At 46.4% G+C, this 289-nt stretch carries 1 protein-coding gene; it reads left to right on the top strand.

The annotated features are described in order from the left end of the window. On the top strand, positions 1-289 hold a 289-nt coding region (locus tag AAEZ03_RS26830; RefSeq protein ID WP_350582837.1), incomplete at both ends, for a hypothetical protein.

Here is a 289-nt window from a genome sequence, read left to right as displayed (position 1 = left end):
CAAGTAATGAGCGTAACAAACTTATTAGCAGATTTTATCGCCCATGATCGCCGTGTACGCCCAGATAAAATCGCAGAATTAGAATCTGAGCGTAATAAGCTTGAACAGCAACTAAGCAAAATAGGCGCAGTCAATCTTGCCGCAGTGGCAGAGCTTGCGGAAGTTAATGAGCGTTTAGAGCCACTTGCGCAGCAAACAGCCGATATTGCTGCGAGTATGCAGACGCTGACGGAAGCGATTGCCTCTATTGATGAGACCACCAAAACGCTATTTATGCAGACGCTTGATG

It is taken from the genome of Pseudomonas sp. HY2-MNA-CIBAN-0224 (assembly GCF_040310285.1).
Classification (GTDB): domain Bacteria; phylum Pseudomonadota; class Gammaproteobacteria; order Pseudomonadales; family Pseudomonadaceae; genus Aquipseudomonas; species Aquipseudomonas helleri.
Note: the sequence above shows the minus strand (reverse complement) of the source record. Positions and strands in the feature narration are given on the sequence as shown.